Origin of the sequence: Bacillus sp. CH30_1T, assembly GCF_008364765.1 — a bacterium.
GTDB lineage: Bacteria > Bacillota > Bacilli > Bacillales > Bacillaceae_B > Rossellomorea.
The window spans coordinates 223,391-247,531 of record NZ_VTUY01000005.1 but is presented as its reverse complement, the minus strand read 5'-3'; the positions used below and the strand labels follow the sequence as shown (position 1 = coordinate 247,531).

Genomic DNA, 24,141 nt, shown 5'->3' with positions numbered 1-24,141 from the left:
AGAAATATGATGAAAAGTTCTAATGAGGAAATACTTAATTATGTTGGTATTTACATAAGAGTTTCAACCGAAGAACAAGCAAGAGAAGGGTTTTCAATTTCAGCACAGCGTGAAAAATTAAAAGCTTTCTGCCATATACAGGACTGGGACTCATTTAAGTTTTATGTGGATGAGGGTATATCAGGTAAAGACACTCAAAGACCTCAGCTCCAACTTATGCTTGATCATATTAAACAAGGTCATATAAATACTGTATTGGTTTATAGACTTGATCGATTAACAAGATCTGTACTCGATTTATATAAGCTATTAGACATTTTTGAAAAAAACAATTGTAATTTCAAGTCTGTAACAGAAGTTTACGATACAACTACTGCAATGGGGAGAATGTTTATCACCCTTGTCGCTGCTATGGCTCAATGGGAAAGAGAGAATCTTGGTGAACGTGTTCGAATGGGACAGATTGAAAAAGCCCGCCAAGGTAAGTATAGTGCCAAGGCTCCATTTGGATTTGATAAAGATCAGAATGATGTCTTAGTAGTTAACAAGAGCGAAAAAGAAATAATCATTGATATGATAAAGAAGCTCGAACAAGGATATTCTCTTAGACAATTAGCATTATATATGGACAATACTGGAGCTAAACCAGTAAGAGGTTATCAATGGCATATAACTTCTGTTAAAGGAATTTTGACTAATCCTGCTTTGTATGGGGCGACAAAATGGAAAGAGGAAATAATTAAAAATACACATGAGCCAATAATTTCAGAGAAAAAGTATGAACAGGTAAAAGAGTTATTGAAAGAGCGACAACTGAAAAAGAAACGAAAGGTAAACTCATTCTTCATTTACCAAATGAAATTAATATGCCCTAAATGCGGAAATCATCTAACGAGTGAAAGGTCAGTGTACAAAAGAAAGAAGGATGGAGGACTAACTGAAAATAATCATTATAGATGCCAAGCATGTGCTCTTAACAAAAGAAAGTCAATTGGCGTTAGTGAGTTGAAAATAGATAAAGCATTTGTAGATTACATGAAGAAAATATCCTTTGATAGCACTCCTGAACATGAGGAAAAAAGCAATACTGAAAAAGAATTGTACCTCAAACAACTATCTACAATTAAAAAGCAACGTGAAAAGTACCAGAAAGCCTGGGGAAAAGATTTGATGACCGATGAGGAATTTGAGGAAAGAATGAGAGAAACAAAAGAAACTTTAAGCACAATTGAGGAAGTACTTGAACAACTCGAGCCTGAACCGATAAAAGTAGATCAAGAACACATAAACCAAATTGTAACTAACTTCAATCGTAACTGGTCAAAACTTACCCCGCGTGAAAAACACCAATTCTTAAACACCTTCATTAAAAGTATCCATTTTGTAAAACATGAAAAAAACGTTGAAGTAACAGGGGTTTCTTATTATTAAAATTGACTGTATTTATGTAAAGTACATACATACAAAATGCTCCTGGGCCAAAAATCTCATGTCGTTCATGACATAATTGGCTCCGTCTTCGGGGGAACGGATGCTATATCTGTCATCAAAAGCCAAGTTGCTGATTCTTCGACCGAATTCGACGGCAGCCATGATTTGAACCGCTTTTGCAAGGCCGATTCCCTTCGTTTTCGTAATTTCTTCCAGGGAAGCATCTTTTAATAGATTCAATCCATCAAAGTGATTGAGCAGCCGATTGGACAATTGCAGAACAGACTCGGATTTTGTTCCGGTCCGGAGTAAGATAGCCAGAAGCTCCTGATTGGATAGGCTTGCTGCTCCGCTTTGAATCAGTCTTTCCCGTGGTCTTTCATCCTGAGGGAAATCCCGGATCATAAGCCTGTTTTCTTCCTGTTGAGGTATTGTTTTAACCATTGGTTCCTCCTTTTGGTACGTTAAAGGAGTCATTCTGGTTGAAGATAGCCCATTTCAAGTAAAACACGATTCACTCGTGAGATGGGTAAACCAACGACGGAGAAATAATCGCCTTTAATTTCTTTGACAAATTTCGCTCCGATTCCTTGAATACCATATGAACCGGCTTTATCAAAAGGCTCTTCAGATGCAATGTAATCGTCGATCTCTTTAGAAGTCAACTCCCAAAACGTTACATCCGTTTTTTCATAAAAGAGATTCTCTACGTCACCATGCAAAATGGCAACCCCCGTGTAAACAGAATGAGTAGAACCGGAAAGCATTGTCAGCATTTCCTTCGCTACCGCTTTGGATTCAGGTTTACCAAGAATCTGGTCATCCTTTGCTACGACGGTGTCTGAACCGATTACATAGTGGCTGGGGTATTGATTCGAGATTTCTTTCGCTTTTTTGCCGGCAAGATACATCACGACTTCATGGGGCATTAAATCAGATGAAAAAGTTTCTTCTACAGTAGAGCTGATAACGGAAAAAGAAAGTTGAATTTGTTTCAGAAGTTCTTTTCGACGAGGAGATTGTGAAGCGAGTATGAGATTGGACAAACCATACCAATCCTTTCAGAGTAGAAATTGGGAGATACATGACTATACTACCAAAATCCGCCTCTTTAAACAAGCAAAAATAGAGCCTGCATCCTCGAAGTCAGAAAGCTTAAAACTGACAAAATGAGAGAGGCTCTATTTTCGATGAAAGATTATTTCCTAGAAAATAGTCTAATTCAGTCGAAATTATAATCCACTGTAAATTTGCAGGTAGGATAATAGCTCTTCCTGAACTTTTTGGGCATCCTCCGGGGATTTCATCCCTGCCGCAAGATTCCCTGCATTGACTAAGGACTCTTTCATGGAGGCAATGGACTCTTGCCCTACCTTGATTCCTTCCAGTTCCTTCACTCCGGATTGAATGGTTTGAATTGTCGATTCGTCAGGCGTTCCACCGACCATTCCACCGCTGCTCTCCTCCGCTAAAGTGTTGTAGAGCCCATTTCCCTTTTCCAAAAAGGATTTCTCTTCCTTTGAAGCATTTATTCCTTTAGCTCCAAATACAAAATCTTTCGCAAAGACATCTACCCCTTGTTCTTTCAATTCTGCCCCGAGTGATTTGGCTGATTCAAGATCTCCCGAAACACCTAATATAAGATAGAATTGTCCATCCTTTTCCACACTTGCGCTGCTTACCCCTTTTCCTGCTAAGCTTTCCTTCATGTCATTTAGCAATTCCTCAGTAGAATATACCCCGCCTTGTACAATCGAGGTTGTGAAATCCTGTAATTCAACAGCCGATACGGACTGCTTTCCTTCCGTATTTCCTTCTTTTCCTTCTGCTGTCGTATCTTGCAAAGTTGCCGCCGGAGCAGAAGGGCCATCTGTTGTCGTAATGACTTTAAGCGTGCCAAATCCCAGCACCGCCCCAACCACAACCGCACCAATTATCGACATTAGAAGATTAACGGAGTCCTGAAATGGATTTTTGAAAGACTTACGCTTCTTTTTGTTCCCTGACACATAATTGATTTTTTTGTATTCCTTTGGAGGCTCGGCTTCCTCATCGTCGGGAAGGATCCAATCGAACCCATTGTCTTCCGCCTCTTCCCCGGCAGCTGCTTCAGACTCCCCCAGCTTCCAATCATAAACAAGAAGGTCTTCATTAAAATTTGTTTTTTCACCATTAATTTTAATAGATATCTTTTTATCTTTGTCTCTTTTATTATTCATCATCGCCACCCTCCTTCATCTATTTTTTTCCATGCTATCACATCCAACAAAAAAAAGAACAAGACTTTTGTCGTCTTGTCCTAATAGGTTTTCGTCAAATTTTTTAGTTTTCATGCAGAGCATCGTCTTTCGTTTGATCAGTCTCTGTTGCAGCGGGATCCGTATATTGAATAAAAGGATTCTTCTTCAGTGAAGGAGGTGGGCTATCAATGGATGGTATACTATCCTGCAAATCCGTCAGTTCCGGTAAATAAAAGGCTGATGCCACCAGCTGATAGGTTATGGCTAGAGGCACCTCCCCAGTAACGGCCGGACTCATTTCTTTCCTTCCTTCAAACACAAGTTGATTCACTTCCACAATTCGTTCCAGGTTTTCCAAGGTACTAATGAATTTCTCCATGGAAAAATAGTTATCTGATTCTACCGTCATGGTAATCTGCAATCTCTTAACAGAAGAAGTGTCGTTCTCTATCACTTGCTCTTTGGAGGTTTCATCTTGATTTTCCAAAGTGGTGTCTTCATTTGAAAATATGAAGTCTTCCTTCGTAAAACTCATTGATTGTATACTACTCTGAGATAGCACCTCTGCTTTTTCAAATTGAAGGAGAAGCTGCTCCGTAAGCGGATCCACAGGGATTTGCTCTTGCATGCTTGTGGTATCTCTGTATGAATGGTTTGCGATCTCCGATGTCTTTGTTTCAATCGCTGCCAAGAGCTTTTGTTCCGTTTGGAGTTCTTCTTGCTTCAGGTTCAGCCTCTCTTGTTGAGGAGAAAATATAAAGAAATAGAAGATTAGCAGAGTGAACAGGCACCCGATTGCCATTCCTATTAATAGCACTTTTTCATTTTTGTTCTTGGATAAAATCAATCTTCAACCTCCTCTTCTGGAGAGGCATCTTCTGTCTCATTTGAATCTTGAAGTTTATCTGCATTAAGTGTAAGGGAGTAATCAACAAGATATCTCGGAACCACTTCACTTTCATCTGCTTCTGCTTCTTCACCAGCACCTGTCGTAATTTCAAGAATTTCCGCTTCTTTAATCCAGTCTACTTCTTTTAAATGATACAAATAATAAGCTGCTTCCCGGGATGAATCGAATTGTACAGAGGTACTGACCCTTTGCCTATCAGTATATTCAAAGGTTTGAATGAATCCACGGGGAGGAAGTAACGAGATCAGCTTGTTAAGGACCGGAACTGTCTCGATCGGATAGTTATTCATCCACTCAACCGTTTCTTCAAGTTTTTTCGCTCCTCCAGTGGATTCAGAATCAAGTAGTTTCATTTGCTGAACCTCAATCAGCTGTTTGGTTTGAGCGATATTTCCCAGAGTTCTTTCAGTTTCCGTTTGAATGCTTCGAAGAGAGAAAAAGAAGATTAGACAACCGACAATAAATAATATAAGGATGATAGTCACACCATATAAAAAGACGGAACTCTTCTTTTCTTTTTCCGGCAATAAGTTTATATCAATGAGATTCAATATATTGCACCTCTTTTAACGCCAGACCCAGGGCAATGGCATACTGATTGGAAACTCTCTCGTCGTCCGTCGTATGGATACCACTTAAATTCTGAAATCCTACGGGGATGATAAGCCGTTCCTTTAGATACACTTCTATCTCACGTATATTCGGATGATCTCCGCTAATAAGTGCCTTTTCGACTGAGAACTCTCCTTTATGCAGTGAATACTGATAAAAATTCATCACTTTTTCTATTTCACTGAACGCATCTTCTACATTTCTCCAAGCAAGATGATCTTCTACTAATACGTTCTTATTTTCCTGTTCTACAACAATCGGTCTTGTAAAGATTGGCTTATGTTCACGAAATATAGAAATGGTTAATAATCTCTCATCAAAATGTAGAAACATTGTATGTTGTTGTGGTGAAACGATTCCCTGCTCTACTGACAATCTGTAAAGGGCTAGAGGAGAAATGTCTGCAACAACAGGCTTTAATTTTGCTACTTCCAGCACATCTTTGTAGCTATCGACCACTTCCTGGTGAGATGCGATTAATAGAACATCCCTCTCTTGCGCCACTTCATCCAATAGGGCATAGTCAAATACAGGATCTTCAAAAGGTAAATGGATGCTGGTGCCAATTTCTAAAAATAAGTAACCTTCTATTTCATCCTGTTTAAGATCAAGGGGAATCTTCACTGTTCTTAAAACAACAAACGGATCTGGAACGACAAATCGTACCGATCTTCCTCTAATCTCCCACTCCTCTACACATTCTTCCAATATAATAGATAGAGTTTGTTCATCAAGGATCCTGCCCCCTTTGATTATGCCGTCTGGAAGGCTGCGTTCCCCTAAGGCCTGAACGAGTGGAGGGGAAGTTTGCTTCAACTCTAGAAAGCGGATGGAATTGTCTGTGAAAACGATATTGGATGTTTTTTTGCTGCTAGAGAGAAACGATAAAAAACCCATAAAATGAACCCCTTCATTACATTAATAGAAAAACGATAAATAAGCAGATAGAATGGAATCGTAATACAAATAAGCGAGGATGGTCCCTAAAGCGATAAACGGCCCAAACGGAATCGGTTTCCCTTTCTCAATGACTTTTAATGCAAGTGCAATCAAACCAAAGATTGCTCCAAAGAATGTGGCGAGCATAAAGGAAAGAATCATTACCTTCAAACCTACAACGAAGCCAATGACCCCATATAGCTTGATGTCCCCTCCTCCCATGCCACCTTGACTGACAATGGCGATAAGAAGAAGGAGTCCAAACCCTACTGCAGCTCCGACAAGACTATCCCACCACGGAGTTAATGGAATAAACAGACGTTCCAACAAAAAGATCCCTGCAAAAAATAGTAGGACTTTATCCGGAATGACCATATACTTCAAGTCAGAAACGGTAATAATGATGAACAAAGAAATGAGTGTCCATGCGATAAGCAGCTCCCAATTGAATCCAAACTCAAGATATGCCAGTACAAATAGACTAGCATTCAAAGCCTCCATAAACGGATATAAAGGAGAAATGCGCCCATGACACTGACGGCATTTCCCCTTTTGAATGAGATAAGAAAAGACAGGAAGCAGCTCGATCGCAGTCAATTGATGACTACAATAAGGACAGCTTGACCTTGGCTTTATAATGGATTTCTTTAACGGCACCCTTAGGCCTACTACGTTGTAGAAAGAGCCTAGAAGGAGTGCGTACATAGTAATGATCAAACAAATCATTTTATTTTGCTGCTTCTATCAATTCTGCTTCGGTTACAGCAGTTTCATCTGTATAAGTAGATTTCACGATAACTGCAGAATCATGACCTGTCAATGTATAACTTCCATCACTATAACTAACTGAGTAGCTTTCATCTTCAACATTATCTAAGAATTCAGCTAAACCACTATTGTCCCAGGTAGTAACGGAAGAATCTGACGCATTTGCAAGTTTTGCTGCACCAATTATTTGAAGAGCTTCAGCGACTTGTGCATCTTCTTTACTATTATCGATTATATTCCCAATACTCGGAACCGCAATCGCCGCAATAATCCCCAAAATCACAATGACAGCAAGAAGTTCAACCAACGTCAAACCTCTATCATTCTTCAACATCTTTTTCATTTTCTTTAACATTTTCCTATTTCCTCCTCATAACCACATATAGTACTTTAGTACTCTTTTAATCTACCTATATTATACAACACAGAAAATAAAATATAAGTCTAAATGTGTAAAATATTATCAAAATTGCTAGAAATTTTGAACATTGTTAAATATTTCAAACATCGGAATCATGATTGCTGTGATGATAGTCCCGACAAGTCCTGCTAAAAGGACGATCATCAAAGGTTCGATGAGGGCCTTTAATTGATCTGTGGAGTTTTCCACTTCTTTTTCATAGAAATCTGCGACCTTTGAAAGCATGGCATCTAAGGACCCTGTTTCTTCTCCTATCGAAATCATTTGCGAAACTAAGGGTGGAAAGGCCCAGTGTTTTTTCATGGGTTCTGTTAGTGTTCCGCCTTTTTCCAATGACTCTCTGGACTCTCTGAGAACACCTGCCATGACTTCATTTTCTACTACCCGTTCCACTATAGCCAAGGACTGTAGAATGGGTACAGAGCTTGAGAAAAGGGAGCTCAGTGTTCTGGTCATTCTAGCCAAAACCGCTTTTTGGATCAGTTTTCCAAAGATAGGAATCCTTAAAATGAAGGAATCCAAATAGTATTTTGATTCTTTTCTTTGCCTCACCATGGCGATCCCTGTGATGAAAAGAATTACAACCAATAAAATGACATACCAGAATCGTTGGACTACTTCGCTTGCCCCTAGGACGAATCGCGTTATTAACGGTAATTCTCCCCCGAAATCATCGAACATATCCACGAATGTTGGAACAACTGCAGCAAGCAGGAAAATGACGACACCGATGGCGATGACACCGACGACGGCTGGATAGGAAAGAGCGGCGATCACTTTTTGACGTGTTCCGTGCTGCTTTTCATAGTGATCTCCAAGCCTTTCGAGAGTTTCATCAAGACTTCCCGTGGCTTCGCCGGCTTTCAGCATATTGATGAATAGAGGCTCGAACACTTTTTTATGTTTGCCGAATGCATCTGAAAGAGGATGTCCCTCTTTCAATTCTATTTCTACGTCTATGAGTATTTTCGTTAAGGCTTTACTATCTGTTTGACTGCTTAGAATGCGGGTCGCATCCACGACTGTGACTCCCGCTTTCAATAGAGTGGAGAATTGCCTAAGAAATATCACCATATGTTGAAGCTTAACAGGGTTCCCTAAAGTAATTTCTTTCGTTAAAAGAGTCTCTGGAATTTCCTCCACTGAAATAATGCGTATGCCTTGATTCTTCAGACGGAGCATTGCCTCTTTTTTTGTAGTAGCCGTGATCTTTCCTTTTTTCTTACCTTTTTTGTCTCGCCCTTCGTACTTAAATCTGCTCATCTCTAACTATTCTCCTGAAGAAATGGAGACGCCACTTCTTTCGAAATCATACCAGCGTTAAGGAATCTGTTTACATTCGATTCAAAAAGCTCCATTCCAATAGCTTTAGAGGTTTGCATGACGGTTGGGATTTGATGAATCTTTTCAGAACGAATCAGATTGGCTACAGCTGAGTTATTCAGAAGAATTTCTGAAACAGCGATTCTCCCTTTTTTGTCAACCGTGGGCAGGAGGCGCTGAGCAATGACTCCCTGCAGAACAGATGCCAGCTGAACCCGGACTTGTGATTGCTGTTCCGCTGGGAAAACATCTATAATCCGTTCAATTGTAGACACGGCACTGGACGTATGCAGCGTTCCCAGCACTAAATGACCCGTTTCAGCTGCTGTAATAGCCGTTTGAATGGTTTCCAGATCCCGCATCTCTCCAACCAGGATGACATCGGGGTCTTGTCTAAGTGCGCTCCGTAATCCGTATGCAAAGGACTTTGTATCAAACCCGACCTCTCGCTGATCGATAATCGAAGAACCGTGCTTATGTAGGTACTCGATCGGATCCTCTAATGTAATGATATGTTTCCTCATGGTCTGGTTCATATAGTGAATCATTGAAGCAAGCGTCGTCGACTTCCCGCTTCCGGTCGGACCGGTCACCAGCACCAATCCTTGATGTTTTTCTGCTATTTTCATTAAAACGGGAGGAAGCTTCAGTTCTTCAAGGGTCGGGATGTTTCTTGGGACGACACGCAAAGCTATTGAAATACAGGATCGTTGAAAATAGACGTTCACCCTGAAGCGTGAAACGCCAGGTAGAGCATACGAAAAGTCCATTTCGCCCCGTTCCTTGAATTCCGTCCATAGGTGCACGGGAACAATGGCTCTTGCCATTTGCTCTGTATCTTCAGGTTTAAGTACTTCCTGCCCGTACCTCTTTAAATCTCCATGAATGCGAAATACCGGTGCTGATCCTATCGTTAAGTGAATATCCGAAGCTTTTAATTCAATGGCTGCCCTTAATAGCTGATTGATCCGTTCTTTCAATTCATACACCTTCTTTACTCTATTGCTACTCTCAGAATTTCTTCTGTCGTCGTCATACCTTGCTTAACCTTGAACAATCCATCATCAAGCAGGAAAATGGTTTTGTTTTTGATTGCAACTTCTCTTAGTGAGGAGAGCGTTTCATTGTTCATAATGATTTTCTTCATTTCATCGTTTACCATCAGAACTTCATGAATGGCCATTCTTCCTTTATAGCCTGTCATATTACATGAAGCACACCCACTGCCCCTGATGATTTTGTCAATCGACATTCCTCTTCGGTTAAAGATATCCTTTTCCCGTAAGGTAGGAAAATCTTCCCTTGCACAATCCCTACAGACTTTCCGAACGAGTCTTTGGGCCACAATCCCGCTTACAGACGTCGCAACTAAAAATGGCTCCACTCCCATATCGATCAGACGGGTTACCGTACTTAACGAATCATTTGTGTGGATGGTACTGAGGACAAGGTGTCCAGTCAAGGAAGCACGGATCGCTACCTCCGCCGTTTCTCTATCCCTGATCTCCCCCACCATGATGATATTCGGATCTTGTCTTAAGATGGACCGGAGACCTGTGGCGAAAGTAAGCCCTACATTGGAGTTGACCTGAATTTGGTTGACCCCTTCCAATTGATACTCTACAGGGTCTTCGACGGTTATAATATTGACCTCTTCAGTATTCAGCTTGTTCAAGGCTGCATAAAGAGTGGAAGATTTTCCTGAACCGGTAGGGCCAGTAATAAGGACAATTCCTGTTGGCCGATCAATCAAATCCTGAAATCGTTTGAGATTTAAGCTGTTAAATCCAAGGTGTCCCAAGTCATTTAATGACGAACTTAGATCCAGTATACGCAGAACGATCTTTTCTCCATATACCGTCGGAAGAGTCGATACCCGTAAGTCAATGGGACGAAAATCGATATTCGTTTTGATCCTTCCATCCTGAGGAACTCTGTGCTCAGTAATATCCAATTGAGACATAATTTTGATCCGTGCCGTCAACATACTTTGCATGTGCTTAGGAAGGGTTCTATCCGTTCTTAGAATACCGTCCACCCGGTAGCGAATATGCACTTTCGTTTCATGTGGATCGATATGAATATCGCTTGCTTTTTGAGTCATTGCATTAGATAACAATTGATTCACGAGTTTCGCGATTGGAGAATCCTGATCTGTTAATGTTTCATCTTCTAACGGGGGGCGGTCATTCCCCATCCCCTTCAACTCTTCAAAGCTTTCATCCATCTCGTAGTATTTATTGATGGAGCGAAGGATATCATCTTTTGTGGCGATAGCCGTATCAATGAAAAACCCCGTGGACAATCGTAAATCCTCAATGGCATAAAAATCCATGGGATCTGCCATGGCGACGAAAAGCTTATCTCCTTCTTTTTTTAAAGGGATCATCAAATTCCGTTTTGCTGATTCTTTTGGAATCAGATGGAACAACTTAGGGTCGAACGGATAACGAAATAAACTGACATGTGGAATACCCAGCTGAAACTCCAGCACCTCAATTAACTGTTGCTCTGTTATGTACCCTTTTTGTAAGATAGCGTCTCCTAGTTTTTGATCTTTTCCCTTTTCTTTAAGAGCGGTTTGAAGCTTTCCTTCTGTCAATAATCCTGATTCAACCAATAAGTCGCCTAAACGTTTCCTCTCTCGGGACATGCTATTCCACCTAACTGTCAGTTTCTTATTTCATATTACCTAATGGAGAATCCTCTTCAGAAGGAGAGGATTCATCATTCGAATTCTTATTTGCTGAAGGATCGTCATCTCCTATTGGATCAGATGTACCATTGTTATCTGAATGACTATCATTCCCTTGAGGTTCAGGACTCTCCCGACTGTTCACTTCTTCATTAAGAGAGTCAGTCCTATTTGTCCCTGGAGAAGAAACCGGTTGTTGAGTCACATAATCTTGCATACTATGTATTTCTTCTTTGAAAATTGGAAGATAAAAGTCTTCTGATACTTTTTCTTCCTTGAGAAGTTCTCCGTTCTTTGTCTCAAAGCTTCTCCACACTTCAATCTTCATGCCATTCCTGCCTGCTTCCGTCACCTTTACTTCACCGCTATTTAAGTAAGGGCTATACTGTTTAATAACTTTCGGTTTAAAGGTTTCTTCATTTCGTCTCTCAACAATAATCTCATATGGAATTTCCACACCAGAGAGGGTAAGGAACAGAGAATCCCCCTGCCTATGAAAGCTGACAATATAGGAAGCATCATTGGGATTCATGAAACTAAAATCCTGACCTTGCTCATGATTTACGATAGCTTCAAATCCTAACTCGATATTGTCTGGGAGTTCCCTCCCCCGATGTCTTTCGATTACTTCAAAATTGGTTCGCAGCACCAACTCATATATGCTTGATGCAATTGTACTTAAATCCTGTTGGGAAGCTCCAGAGAAACCTTTATTTTCAATGAATTCTAATAAAGAAAACGGGGAAGTCCCCCCTATTTCGATTTCTGGAAAAGTATCAACAAAGCTTTGAATTCCAGGAGTCATGGTTACACCTTCCATGTTGATTTCTGAAATGGTTTCAACAGAGTTTGATTGAATGAAAAAATCATTAACTATCACTATTTCTTCAGTCATAACCAACTTTTCTGCATGGTGGGCAATTTCCTGTCTCAATGAATCTAAATCAATCAAGCTTACATCCACTTCTTTCGAAGCCAGAAAAGAGTCAAGTCCCTGTATGCTCACCAACAACGGAGAGGGATTTCCTTGAATTGTACTATTGATGGAAGAGTGAATGTCGATATCAACCAAGCTCGGGTCCATAGGTATCTGATTTTCCATGTAGGAAAGGACTAAAGACTGATTTTCTTTCCATCCCTCTACTTTCACCTTCAGCTTGTCTTCTGCTTCTTGATAAGAAAGATGGGAAACATCTATATTTCCGATTTTGGTCCCTTCTGAAAATGACTGAGTGGATGATATAAAATGGTCATATGCAAAAGCTCCAATATGTGCAAAACCAAACATATAAATACTGCATAACACAAAGAAGACAGATAACTTCGTAAATGGTAACGTTTTGCTCATCATAGATGCCCCTTTTTTGGCTTGATTCCTTAGTTCTTTGTTTCGAAGAATAAGCGATTGTATTCTTCCTCTTCTTCTGATGTTAAAGTCGAAGAAAGACCCCCTCTTCCTTTCATCAAATCCTCCTCTTTTGAAAGAGGATCCCACTCTTCTATTTGTTTCTCAAGGTCATCCCATTCTTCTGGAGGAAAGGATTCTACTTTTTCCATTTCTTTACAATCCTTCTCATCTTTAAATTCTTCAAGAACGTTTTCTGATGAATCCGGTTGAAAGAATGATTCTTCTATGTAATCGTTTCTATGAACGTCTTCTCTCACTTCTGAAGGAACATCCGTTTCGGGTTCATGCCTATCATTCATTTCTTGTTGACTTCTCACGCTGTTCTCTGTTGCGGAACGATTCTCGGGTATTTTCGAGGTATGTAGAATTAATGGTTTTAACCTCGTCTCAAGGAAGTAGGTACTTAGAAGTAGTAATAATATGAAAATAATCATTACCTGATAAAGAGAAATAACTAGGCTTGCCAGCATACACAAAATGGTAAGGAGTAGGGCTGAAGAAGAAACAAGGACTTTATGCTTAAATGCCAGTTTCATAGGAACAAGAGTAAGTACGGGTAACAATAACAGATAGGCTATGATAGCAAATACTACATCATGCAATCTCCTTCCTCCTTTTATGATTAATTCCGATGAAATTTAACAAAATTCGACTACTACTATTTTAGTATATACAGTGGCAAATGAGAAGCTACTATCTGTTATTAATTAGCAAAAAATAGAATAATAGTCATAGATTCATTCCATCAACAAAAAAACACCTCCACACGCAGGAAGGTGTTTCCCGAACTCATTTCACATACTGCGCCACCCGATTCCGCCCGGCCTGCTTCGCCCCCGTATAAAGCGCCCGGTCCGCATGGCGGATGAGTGCCAGGGTATCTTCAGCATCTTCAGGTGCGGTTGAGACCCCGATGCTTGCAGTGATCCGGACCATCATCTGTTTGTTGGATTCATCCAGACTATCATGGATGGTGAAGGGTTTGTTGGCTATCGCACCCCTGACATGCTCTGCCAGGCTGAGCGCTTCATCCCGTTTCGAATCCGGAAGAAGGATGACAAATTCCTCCCCTCCATACCTTGCAACGGTTCCCCTGGTATCAATAAGGGTACGAAGGCGGTCTGCAAGTTCAATCAGGATTTCGTTACCGCTCTGATGACCATAGTTATCGTTAATGACCTTAAAATGATCAAGGTCGAGCATGATAAGGGATAGACTCTCCCTTTTCCCAACATCGAGATGACTGAATTCCAGTGACAGGAGATCTTCAAAGTAGCGGTAATTATATAGTCCTGTCAGGGCACATCGCTCACTGTTTTTCTTCGTTCGTTCATGATGCCTTGCATTTTCGATCGCCACTCCGAAATAGGAGCATAAAATATCGACGATCATCAATTGATATTTTTCATAGGCTTTCTTTTTGGAAGAAGCCAATAGAAGGATCCCTCGTACCTTTTGACTTCTTACAATGGGTACGCACAGAACGCTTTCCACTCCATCAGGCATGTACCCTTCAGCGATCCCGGTCCATTCAGATCGTGAAGTATAGAGGACGGACTTCCCTGTTTCCCACACTACACCGCTGATCCCCTGGCTTTTCTTTAATGGACGCAGGTTATTAGACTTCATTTCTCCATTTTCAACCCGTCTTAACAGGACAAGTTCTTCTTCCTTACAATCAAGGATATAGGCATACTCAACCGGCAGGGTCTCAATGATTTTCTCGATGAATATATCAAGCACTTCATTTACTTTAAGGCTTTCCGTTAACTGGTGACCGATTTCACCCGCTTTTTGAAGGTATTCATTGATCTTTTCAGATGAGTTATACATCTTTAAAATGATCGATAAACTCACAAAAGGGATACCAATCAATAAAGAAGCGAAGGCTCCCAGCTCAAACGTTAAATAATAGAGTGATAAAGAAAGAGGGAACATGATCATGTTTGCCGTAAAATCCCATACAAAATCCTTGCTGTAAAAGCGGACATCACTATTTACCAGATAGTGTTGATAGAGCAGAAGCAATATCTGGTTAACCATGATCGAGACTATTTGATAACTCAGGATAGGAAAGATTAATTGACTGATATCTCTTAATCCGACTTCTCCTCCGAATAGAAAATATACCAGACCACTGACTAATGAAACGATAAAGAACATGACTGAATTCAAGGGGATTCTATGCCAATCATTTTTGGTCAATTGAAGCCGGATGAGTAATGGAATAATAGAGAACTGCATGAGGATGATTTCAACAAATAAACCATACTTTATAAACCCTACAAGAGTCACCCACTGGATGAAGAAGATGGTCGCACCATTTATCACAATGGGCATAAGCGGGATAAAAGTAGCGAAAGCCACCAATGTTAATAGCTCTAACTCATTTCCTGCAATATTCTCAGGAGGATAGTATTGATAGGCAATGTACAAACCAGCGGGTACAACGGCCAGCCAGGCCAGCAATATGTACAGCTTCTTTTTTACGGATAACGTCATATCTATCCCCCATAGGTCCACAATCAGTTTAATATAGTTTGATCATACTATACTAGTTAAATAGTCACAAGTTTAAGAATATTTTATCAAAGCAGTCCAATAAAGTCACTTGTTATTTTCCAATTGGTCCACTAGATATGGTTTTACCTCGGATAAAAAGTATAGTGAACCTGTTATTAACAGGACATCTTTTTCTTTCATGCCTTGTATTTTTTCAGTAAGGTAGTCTCTCCATTGGTGAACTTTCCTCTTATTTGGATGGGAAGATAATTCATAAAGATCTTCAACTGACGCGACTCGTGGAAAGTCAAAGGTCGTAAATCCAATTGCCTCCACAGCTTCTTCCAATTGAGTGACCATCGGTTTCAATTCTTTGTCGTGGAGTGCCGAAAAAAGAACGGTTACTCTGTTATTGATAAATCGATCCTTTATGGTTTTCACCAAGGCTTGTACCCCTTCAGGATTATGGGCACCGTCAATATAAATCCCGGGATTGTATGATAGAGCTTCCATTCTGCCTGGCCATGATGCCTTTTTTAGTCCCACTTTGATATGGGTACTTGCTATTTTATGCTTTTCACTAAGGAGCTCTATCACTTTAATTGCAATCGCTGCATTATTGATTTGATGGGCACCTAACATGGAAAGTTCATACGTTTCATTTTGGACAGGAGATGTGTAATGGAATCTCTCACCTCTTTCAAGTAAGGCTTTCCGTTCCACAGAAAAATCTTCTCCAAGTTCAAACAGGTCACTATTCATTTCCAACGCTCTCTTACTTATCACTTCAGCCGCTTCTTTCTGGTGAACCCCTGAAATGACAGGAACAGAACGTTTGATGATCCCAGCTTTCTCAAAGGCTATGTCTTCTAATCTGCTTCCCAGAAATTGCATATGATCCAGACCGATACTCGTTATGACTGAAACCATAGGTGTAATGACATTCGTCGAATCAAGCCTTCCTCCAAGCCCAACCTCATAAAGGACGAGATCGACCGGTTGCATTTTGGCAAAATAATAAAAGCTCATAGCTGTTATGACTTCAAATTCAGAAGGGGTTCCCCAATCAGAATGCTCCATGCTTTCGGCAATGGGCTTTATCTTTTCCACAAGAAGAGTTAAATCTTCATCAGTAACAGGCTCTCCATTTATGCTGATCCTCTCATTGAACCGTTCAAAATATGGTGAAGTAAAGGTGCCTACTGAATACCCTGATTCCTGTAATATATTTCGCAAATAGGTTACAGTGGATCCCTTTCCGTTTGTTCCCCCGATATGAACGGTTTTGATATTTTCATGAGGATTCCCAAGTTTCTCTAACAAGAACTGCATTCTCTCTAGACCCGGCTTGATTCCAAGTCTGAGTCTTGAGTGTATCCATCCAACGGCCTTCTCATAGGTTAACAATTTCAGTCACTCCCCTTAAGGTTTCATTAGAAAGAGGGCTCAGGTCAGGGCAGATTGCTGGAGAGAAAAACCTTCATGCATCCCCTCACCCCTAACAATCAGACCCGAATCTAAAGCCCTCTTCTTATTCTCTGTTCAAAAGATTATAGTGATTTAAGCTCTTCGATTCTTGCTTTAACAGTCGCTTGTTTCTCTAAATAATCTTTTTCTTTTGCTTTTTCCTCATCTACTACATTTTGAGGCGCCTTGCTCACAAATTTTTCGTTGTTTAATTTTCCTTGAACGCGGGAAACTTCTTTCGTCCATTTCTCCAGTTCTTTTTGAAGACGGGCAATTTCTTCTTCGATGTTGATTAACCCTTCTAATGGAAGGAATAAGTCTACACCAGTTACAACCGCCGTCATCGCTTTATCCGGTGTATCTAAATCTGTACCCATTTCCAGCTTCTCTGGATTACAGAATTTTTCAATATACGCTTTGTTCTTCTCGATGATCGTTAGCGTGTGTGCATCTTTTGCTTTCAGCATCAAGTTGATCTGCTTGCTCATCGGAGTGTTCACCTCTGCACGTACATTACGTACAGCACGAATGATGTCAACGAGCAGCTTCATCTCTTCTGCTGCCGCTTGGTCTGTAAGTTCATCTTGAACCGTCGGCCATGCAGCTACAGTAATGGATTCGCCTTGATGCGGCAAGTTCTGCCATATTTCCTCGGTAATAAATGGCATGAATGGGTGTAAAAGTCTCATTGTGTTGTCGAGTACATGGGCCAGAATCGAACGGGTTGTTTTCTTAGCCGCTTCATTTTCTCCATATAAAGGAAGTTTCGCCATTTCAATATACCAATCACAGAAATCATCCCAGATGAAGTTGTAAAGAACGCGTCCCACTTCACCAAATTCATAACGATCGGCTAATCGTGTCACAGTTTCGATTGTTTCATTTAAACGTGTAAGAATCCATTTATCCGCAACTGATTTTTCACCGGAAAGATCAATTTCGTCATACGTCATTCCGTCCATGTTCATAAGAGCGAAGCGTGATGCATTCCAGATCTTATTCGCAAAGTTCCAAACAGATTCTACTTTCTCAAAGGAGAAACGTAAATCCTGCCCTGGTGAGCTGCCTGTAGATAGGAAGTAGCGAAGTGAATCGGCACCGTACTTTTCGATGACATCCATCGGATCTACACCATTCCCTAATGACTTACTCATCTTGCGTCCATCTGCATCCCGAACCAGTCCGTGTATCAGTACGTCTTTAAATGGACGTTCTCCTGTGAACTCCAGTCCTTGGAAGATCATGCGCGATACCCAGAAACCGATAATATCGTAGCCGGTCACTAGTGTATTCGTTGGATAATAGCGTTTAAAGTCTTCTGCATCCAGATCAGGCCAGCCCATCGTTGAAAACGGCCATAGAGCTGAACTGAACCATGTATCCAGGACATCCTCTTCCTGAGTCCAGTTATCAATGTCTTCCGGTGCTTCGTTGTTTACATAGATTTCACCTGTTTCTTTATGGTACCAGGCCGGGATGCGATGTCCCCACCAAAGCTGACGGGAAATACACCAGTCACGCGTATTTTCCATCCAGCGCAGGTAAGACGTTTCAAAGCGATCAGGTACAAAGTTGACCTTGTTCTCATCCTGCTGAAGTTTCACCGCTTCTTCTGCCAGAGGATCCATCTTAACGAACCACTGAGTCGAAAGGTAAGGCTCAACCACCGCTCCACTTCTTTCTGAGTGACCGACTGAATGCATATGCTCTTCAATCTTGAATAGAACTCCTGCTTCTTGCAGGTCCTTTACAATTTCTTTGCGGCACTTAAAACGATCCATGCCTTGGTATTTATCCGCCTTGTCATTCATCGTTCCGTCTTCGTTCATGACAAGAACACGCTCTAAATTGTGACGGTTTCCGATTTCGAAATCATTCGGGTCATGGGCAGGTGTAATTTTCACTGCACCGGAACCAAATTCCATATCAACGTAATCATCCCCGACAATCGGAATTTCACGTCCAACGATAGGAAGGGTAACGGTTTTGCCGATTAGATGCTTGTAGCGATCATCTTCCGGGTGAACCGCAACGGCCGTATCTCCAAGCATCGTTTCTGGACGGGTTGTGGCAATTTCAATGTGACCACTTCCATCTGCCAACGGATATTTCATATGATAGAATGCACCTTGTACATCCTGGTGAATGACCTCTATGTCTGAAAGGGCCGTTTTTGTTGCCGGATCCCAGTTGATGATGTATTCACCACGGTAGATTAAGCCTTTGTTATAAAGGTCGACAAATACCTTTTGTACTGCTTCCGACAAGCCCTCGTCCAACGTGAAACGCTCACGGCTATAATCCAGGCCTAATCCAACCTTAGACCATTGCTGACGGATATGCTCAGCATATTCTTCTTTCCATTTCCATGTTTCTTCTACGAAATTTTCACGACCTAAGTCATAACGTGAAATGCCTTGATTGCGAAGTTTTTCATCCACTTTCGCCTGTGTCGCAATCCCGGCATGGTCCATACCCGGCAGCCATAATACATCATATCCCTGCATGCGCTTCATTCTAGTCAGGATATCTTGCAGGGTTGTGTCCCAAGCATGACCAAGATGAAGTTTTCCTGTTACGTTCGGAGGAGGAATGACAATTGTGTACGGCTCCTTCTCCTTATCGTTTTTGGCTTCGAAATATTTACCTTCCAGCCACCATTTGTATCTGCCCTGCTCAATGGCATTTGGATCATATTTTGTCGGCATAGATAATTGCTGATCTTGAGTTTCCATTTGTTTTCCTCCTATATTTGTGCGAATTACTACACTTTTCTAATAAAAATAAAAAAATCCCCCGTCCTATGAAAAGGACGAAGGATTCCATTCGCGGTACCACCTTTTTTCTCAGGAGAAATAAGCCTCCTGAACTCTCGACGATCATAACGGCTTTTAACCGGCTTCTACTACTGAAATTCATAGAAACAGCTCTTCAGGCGACCTTCCATTGTCTTAACGTAGAAAATCTCTCAGCTAACGATTTTCCTCTCTGAAAGTAAGGATCAATGTACTCTTCCTGTTCATTGCTTTTCAGGTATTATTTATTTACTCATTATAGTATAGGAAAAGATAAACTTTCGTCAATCATTATCGCCAATTTTTCATAAAAATATTCATTTCGCCTACTCAGGCACCATTCTTTTTCTCAATTCATAGAATAAAGTAGTGAATATACCCAGGAAAGTGAGTGGACGAATATGAAGAAAATCAATCAATACACCATGCAGAAATGGATGGGGAACGCCCGGTTAATATGTAAGCAATTCATCATACCCTTTACGATCTTTCAAGGGGTCCGGACCATTTTGCTTCCCACCACTTTTGATGTCCTTCTTTTAACTCTTTTTATCGGTATAGGCCTTGCCATTTATTTCGATTGGATTTAATGGACTGACGAAATGTGGACTTCGCCAGTCCTTTTTTTATTCTGCCTCGGCCGCCTGCTCCTGCTTCTTTTTTTCCATTTCATCTAAACGCATGACCACGTATTCCGTGTTTTTCAGAAGCCAGTAATGACGTTGCAGCTTCTTAAGAGATTTCCGTTCATTCCGCTTATCCTTCGCTGTATGAAAATACTTTTCCACCACAGCGATGACAGAGCTTGGATAAGCTAAATAACTCATGAACAAGAGCCGCTCTTCATTACGCACGGTAAAATGCTGAAAATACGTGGTGAGCCACTCGATACATTCCTCATAATACTTTGGATAGGTTTTCAATGTTCTGGACAAAAACGGCAACAGGTCATGGAATGGTGAGGCCATCTTTGAGTTCTCAAAGTTATGAAAATAACCCAAGCCTCTTTCGTCGAATAAAAAATGCTCCGTCGATACCTTTCCATGTGTAATGACGGTCCTGACCTTCTCAAGCTCCTTCGTTTCCTCATACCATTCATCCAGCATTTTCCTTGAAAATTTCAGTGCTTGGGAAGCGTCTTTATAGTACATACAAAAATGGAATTGAAAAGGAGACATATACGTAGTCCTTTCACATGTTTCCACATACTCATCAAGAAACTGCTGTTCTTTATCCCACCTGGAAGTCAGCTGCTCGTAATGAGATTCTCTCTCTTCCTTATCAATCTTTACTTCCTGGGAGGAAAGAGTATGAAGTCTCGCCAATTCCCTGAACATTTTCTGATGCTTTTCAAATTGATCTTCTCTTTCCAGGTTCATGAGCCAGGGCATCACATAGTATAACTGCCCATCATTCCACACCGCATAGCGCCCATCCAATGTCGGATAGATCGGAACAATCCGGTTATATCCCCTCTGAAACAACATTTGTACATTCCTGACAAAGTCAACTCCAGTTTGGGCAGGTAGCTGCTTCACTGCAAGCGTCCCTTTATTGGAGAATACTTTGGAAATCTTCCCGAAATTCTCAACAAAATGGGGTTCGACACCATAAGGTTGTAAGACAGGCTTTAATCCCTCCAGCGTTTGTACCATACCTCTCACCTTCTAAGATTACTTTTCTAAAAAAAACGGACTAACTCCAATGAATTTGGTGTCAGCCCCGTAGTTCCTCCTATATTGCAATTGCGCTCTTCTCAGATGGGAGCGACTTTGCTATATTCCTTTAACCCTTGAAGACATATTCGCTTTTCGGGATATATAGAACCTGCCCTACATATACGTCTTGATTGGCTTCAAGTTGATTGACCCTCAATAGCTGAGGAATGGTTAGATCATACTTTTCTGCGATATAATCCAGGGTCTCCCCCTCTTGAACAATGCATACCCTTAATGTTGCACCCTTTTCCTCCTCTTTTCTCGCAAAGAAATCGGTAAGGGAAATGGTCTCATATTTCTTTTTACCTTTATTCTTTTTCTTTTCATCCTTCTCTTCTCCGCTATCTTCCATCTCTGCTTCTACTGCGGATGATGAAGAGGACTCTTCTTCTTCCTCCTGCTGCTTGTATTTAGGAGGTGGTGTATAGGCAGCCTTTGGTTCAGCCGGCTGTTCTTCAGATGACTCGCTCAGTTCATGTTGTGGCATTTCAAACACGTTTTCTTTTCGGAAATAATTTTCCTCATGGGTATGAGCAGGCTGAGCATCGTATTGGATTTGTACGGGTATCTCATCGTCCTCTTCAGCTGGCGGAGTCCGTCCTTCCAGATTAAACGGCTGGTACTCGTCGTCTTCAGAATCCTCTTCAGAATCGCCTTCAGAATCCTTTTCAGAATCCAGGTCTCCAGCATTCACCGTTAATTCTTCGACGTCGTAGTTCTCATACTCGTATACTTCTTCTCTTTCTTCTTGCACTTCTTCTGTTTCTACTTCTTCCTCCGCTGTATCCTCTTCAGCTTCGGCAACTGCACTCGAACGGTAAAGCGGCTCGTAATCTTCCTCTCTGCTAAATTCAGCCTCAAGGGGAGTATGCGCCTGCTGTTCTCCATAAATCCCTGTAATCGTTAAATCGGCATTCAATTTTAGACAGGCATTCTCGGGAACCATGTAGTCGAATGACTCAACGAACACATCGATATCGCCCAAGTTGGCAATTCTATTTTTTGGAATCGTCACATCGACCGGGAAACGGTGGACAAATTCATACTCACCTTTTTCCCTCTTTTCTACTATTTGAACAAACTTACCACCCGCTTCAAACTCTTCCTCTTCTTCCTCCCTCGGTGAGGTTGGTAAATATTCACCGGAAAGATCAAGGCTTCCCCTGATGAGTACGTACTGCTCTTGCTCTTGTATCGTTATATGAGGATCTAAGGAGATAGATAGTAATTCTTCAACTTCCTGTCCTTTTTTAAACCAAATTGATTCTTCCAAGGAAAATCGCAAACACGATTGTTGTTCTTGTGACAAAAGAAATTCCTCCTTTCAGGTTCCAAACAAAGAAATAGTAAACAATGCCATTATCACTTTATGAACCGAAAAGGGGGATTATGATAGGAAAACGAAAAGTGTGGTGATTTTGATTTAGAAACCGGGGTGTGTACCGGATTGATGTTGGTCGTTTGGATATATCAATCGTTATCTTGATTTATCGACATTGAAATGGATTTATCAACCGTCCTTTCATTATATCGACCGATCTACAATATTCGACACATTCCTCCCAGCCCCGCACCCCATAAAAAATAGCCGATCCCTCAAAGGATCGGCTACCTCATTACTTCTTACTAATCTTCTCAAACGCTTTTTCCGCTGCTTCAAGGGTTTTTTCAATATCTTCATCTGTGTGAGCTGTCGATAAGAATAGTCCTTCGAATTGGGAAGGTGGTAAGAATACACCTTCATTGGCCATTTCACGGTAGTAATCGGCAAACATCTCTAGATCTGATGATTTCGCACCTTCGTAGTTGGTTACTTCTTCATTCGTGAAGAAGATCCCGATCATGGAGCCTGCACGATTGATTCTGTGAGGGATGTTATGCTTTTCTGCTGCTTTCTTTAAGCCTTCTTCCAACAGGTCTGCTTTGCGTGCGAACTCTGTGTATGTTTCAGGAGTCAGCTGGCTCAGGGTTTCGTATCCTGCCGTCATGGCCAATGGATTCCCTGAAAGGGTTCCGGCTTGATAAATCGGACCGCTTGGAGCGATTCTTTCCATGATTTCAGCTTTACCGCCGTATGCACCTACAGGCAGACCTCCACCAATGACTTTTCCTAAACAAGTTAAGTCCGGAGTTACATTGTAATAGCCTTGGGCACATCCGTATCCAACACGGAATCCAGTCATGACTTCATCAAATATCAGCAGAGAACCATGATTATCCGTTATTTCACGAAGGCCTTCCAGGAAGCCCGGCTGAGGTGGAACGACACCCATATTACCTGCAACAGGTTCTACGATCACACCAGCGATGTCGTCGCCAAATTGTTCAAAGGCATAACGTATGCTTTCCAAGTCATTATAAGGCACCGTAATCGTATTCTTTGCTACGCCTTCAGGTACACCAGGGCTGTCGGGCAATCCGAGAGTTGCAACACCTGATCCTGCCTTGATTAATAATGAATCTCCATGACCGTGGTAGCAGCCTTCGAACTTGAGGATTTTATTGCGTCCAGTGTATCCACGCGCAAGACGCAGGGCACTCATCGTCGCCTCCGTACCAGAAGACACCATACGGACCACTTCGATACTCGGAACTCTTTCAATGACTAATTCGGCAAGTTTGTTTTCAATCTCTGTCGGGGCACCAAAGCTTGTCCCGTTTTCCGCTACTTTTTTAATGGACTCCACCACGCGGTCATTGCTGTGGCCAAGAATGAGTGGTCCCCAGGATAGAACATAGTCAATATATTCATTTCCATCGATATCGTAAATTTTAGCTCCTTTTCCTCTTTCCATGAAAATAGGATCCATCTTTACGGACTTGAATGCCCGTACAGGACTGTTTACTCCGCCAGGCATCAGTTTTACTGCTTCTTTAAACGCTTGCTTCGATTTCTCATATGAACGCATTCC

General features: G+C 41.3%; 20 protein-coding genes, 1 pseudogene and 1 other annotated feature. Of the genes and pseudogenes, 2 read left to right on the top strand and 19 right to left on the bottom strand.

The features are described from left to right. Nucleotides 1-9 precede the first annotated feature (9 nt). The gene (locus tag F0342_RS12685) at nt 10-1,431 is read left to right on the top strand and encodes a recombinase family protein (RefSeq protein ID WP_149156290.1); all 1,422 of its coding nucleotides are present in this window, start codon (nt 10-12) and stop codon (nt 1,429-1,431) included. Nucleotides 1,432-1,452: 21 nt separating this feature from the next. Here F0342_RS12685 and F0342_RS12680 read toward each other — a convergent pair. From F0342_RS12680 to F0342_RS12605, 16 genes and pseudogenes are all read right to left on the bottom strand, one after another. Further along, nucleotides 1,453-1,836: pseudogene (locus F0342_RS12680) on the bottom strand (UPF0758 domain-containing protein); the annotation flags it as partial. Nucleotides 1,837-1,904: 68 nt separating this feature from the next. Continuing rightward, complete coding sequence (locus F0342_RS12675; protein ID WP_149156289.1) at nt 1,905-2,477, bottom strand: Maf family protein; 573 nt, start codon at nt 2,475-2,477, stop codon at nt 1,905-1,907. A gap of 186 nt (nt 2,478-2,663) precedes the next feature. Continuing rightward, nucleotides 2,664-3,650 (bottom strand): SPOR domain-containing protein, encoded by a 987-nt coding sequence (locus F0342_RS12670; RefSeq protein WP_149156288.1) that lies wholly within the window; start codon nt 3,648-3,650, stop codon nt 2,664-2,666. A 103-nt stretch (nt 3,651-3,753) separates the two neighbouring features. Continuing rightward, a complete protein-coding gene (locus F0342_RS12665; RefSeq protein WP_149156287.1) occupies nt 3,754-4,518 on the bottom strand; it encodes a type II secretion system protein GspM in 765 nt (254 codons plus the stop codon). Beyond that, the gene (locus tag F0342_RS12660) at nt 4,515-5,132 is read right to left on the bottom strand and encodes a hypothetical protein (protein WP_149156286.1); all 618 of its coding nucleotides are present in this window, start codon (nt 5,130-5,132) and stop codon (nt 4,515-4,517) included. Before F0342_RS12660 ends, F0342_RS12665 begins: the two co-directional genes overlap by 4 nt. Continuing rightward, nucleotides 5,119-6,090, bottom strand: coding sequence for a type IV pilus biogenesis protein PilM (pilM, locus tag F0342_RS12655; RefSeq protein WP_149156285.1), 972 nt, complete (start codon nt 6,088-6,090; stop codon nt 5,119-5,121). The genes F0342_RS12660 and pilM overlap by 14 nt, the downstream gene beginning before the upstream one ends. 21 nt (nt 6,091-6,111) lie before the next feature. After that, entirely contained in the window at nt 6,112-6,858 is a 747-nt protein-coding gene (locus tag F0342_RS12650) for a prepilin peptidase (protein WP_149156284.1), read from the bottom strand. A 1-nt stretch (nt 6,859) separates the two neighbouring features. Next, entirely contained in the window at nt 6,860-7,255 is a 396-nt protein-coding gene (locus tag F0342_RS12645) for a pilin (RefSeq protein WP_149156283.1), read from the bottom strand. 117 nt (nt 7,256-7,372) lie between these two features. Then, a complete protein-coding gene (locus F0342_RS12640; protein ID WP_149156282.1) occupies nt 7,373-8,584 on the bottom strand; it encodes a type II secretion system F family protein in 1,212 nt (403 codons plus the stop codon). 2 nt (nt 8,585-8,586) lie between these two features. Next, on the bottom strand, nt 8,587-9,624 hold the full coding sequence (locus F0342_RS12635) for a type IV pilus twitching motility protein PilT (protein ID WP_149156281.1): 1,038 nt from the start codon (nt 9,622-9,624) through the stop codon (nt 8,587-8,589). Nucleotides 9,625-9,638: 14 nt separating this feature from the next. Then, a complete protein-coding gene (locus F0342_RS12630) occupies nt 9,639-11,297 on the bottom strand; it encodes a GspE/PulE family protein (protein ID WP_149156280.1) in 1,659 nt (552 codons plus the stop codon). A gap of 25 nt (nt 11,298-11,322) precedes the next feature. Then, nucleotides 11,323-12,687, bottom strand: a complete 1,365-nt coding sequence (locus F0342_RS12625; RefSeq protein WP_188048521.1) for a G5 domain-containing protein — start codon at nt 12,685-12,687, stop codon at nt 11,323-11,325. A gap of 29 nt (nt 12,688-12,716) precedes the next feature. Continuing rightward, nucleotides 12,717-13,349, bottom strand: a complete 633-nt coding sequence (locus F0342_RS12620) for a hypothetical protein (RefSeq protein WP_149156278.1) — start codon at nt 13,347-13,349, stop codon at nt 12,717-12,719. A gap of 187 nt (nt 13,350-13,536) precedes the next feature. Beyond that, nucleotides 13,537-15,249, bottom strand: a complete 1,713-nt coding sequence (locus F0342_RS12615) for a diguanylate cyclase (RefSeq protein WP_149156277.1) — start codon at nt 15,247-15,249, stop codon at nt 13,537-13,539. 105 nt (nt 15,250-15,354) lie between these two features. After that, on the bottom strand, nt 15,355-16,656 hold the full coding sequence (locus F0342_RS12610; RefSeq protein ID WP_262481727.1) for a bifunctional folylpolyglutamate synthase/dihydrofolate synthase: 1,302 nt from the start codon (nt 16,654-16,656) through the stop codon (nt 15,355-15,357). A gap of 143 nt (nt 16,657-16,799) precedes the next feature. Further along, entirely contained in the window at nt 16,800-19,451 is a 2,652-nt protein-coding gene (locus tag F0342_RS12605) for a valine--tRNA ligase (protein ID WP_149156276.1), read from the bottom strand. 70 nt (nt 19,452-19,521) lie between these two features. After that, nucleotides 19,522-19,748: a binding site (T-box leader), on the bottom strand. Nucleotides 19,749-19,912: 164 nt separating this feature from the next. On the opposite strand from F0342_RS12605, the gene F0342_RS12600 reads away from it, so the two are divergent. Next, nucleotides 19,913-20,101 (top strand): hypothetical protein, encoded by a 189-nt coding sequence (locus F0342_RS12600; protein WP_044339496.1) that lies wholly within the window; start codon nt 19,913-19,915, stop codon nt 20,099-20,101. A 36-nt stretch (nt 20,102-20,137) separates the two neighbouring features. On the opposite strand, the gene ysxE is transcribed toward F0342_RS12600, so the two are convergent. The 3 genes from ysxE to hemL all read right to left on the bottom strand — a co-directional run bounded on the left by ysxE (nt 20,138) and on the right by hemL (nt 24,138). Further along, complete coding sequence (gene ysxE / locus F0342_RS12595) at nt 20,138-21,166, bottom strand: spore coat protein YsxE (protein ID WP_149156275.1); 1,029 nt, start codon at nt 21,164-21,166, stop codon at nt 20,138-20,140. A 130-nt stretch (nt 21,167-21,296) separates the two neighbouring features. Then, nucleotides 21,297-22,538: a stage VI sporulation protein D gene (gene spoVID / locus F0342_RS12590; RefSeq protein ID WP_149156274.1), complete on the bottom strand. Its 1,242-nt coding sequence runs from the start codon at nt 22,536-22,538 to the stop codon at nt 21,297-21,299. Between the two features lie 307 nt (nt 22,539-22,845). Then, entirely contained in the window at nt 22,846-24,138 is a 1,293-nt protein-coding gene (gene hemL, locus F0342_RS12585) for a glutamate-1-semialdehyde 2,1-aminomutase (RefSeq protein WP_149156273.1), read from the bottom strand. Nucleotides 24,139-24,141 lie beyond the last annotated feature (3 nt).